Raw genomic sequence first — 330 nt, forward strand, 5'->3', positions numbered from 1 at the left:
ACTTTGGTGCTGTTGCTGCCGACGGTGACGCCAATGCCCCCGGTGCTCATCAAACCGGACTTTTTCTGCTCAAACAGGTGAGATTCACTTTCACTTTGCTGCGCGGTGCCGATAATGATGTTCTCTTGCGCCCGCAGATTGATATCGTTATCGGCCACCACATTACTGCCGATGACGGCGATATTTTTACCGCTGACATCAATCGAAGCCGCCGACAACATTGAGCCCACCGCCAGCGTCTGGTTAATACTGTCTTCGGTGCGGGTGGTGGTGCTGGACGCCAGACCTTTTTTAATGCCGGTATGGCTGCGCTGTTCGTCATGCTGTTCA

The 330-nt window shown here is 53.6% G+C and carries 1 protein-coding gene; it reads right to left on the reverse strand.

Annotation, left to right across the window (positions count from 1 at the left end):
• A partial coding sequence (locus tag YROHD0001_RS0119205) for a hemagglutinin repeat-containing protein (RefSeq protein WP_032818640.1) occupies nucleotides 1-330 on the reverse strand: 330 nt, incomplete at both ends.

Origin of the sequence: Yersinia rohdei ATCC 43380, from assembly GCF_000173775.1 — a bacterium.
Lineage (GTDB): Bacteria > Pseudomonadota > Gammaproteobacteria > Enterobacterales > Enterobacteriaceae > Yersinia > Yersinia rohdei.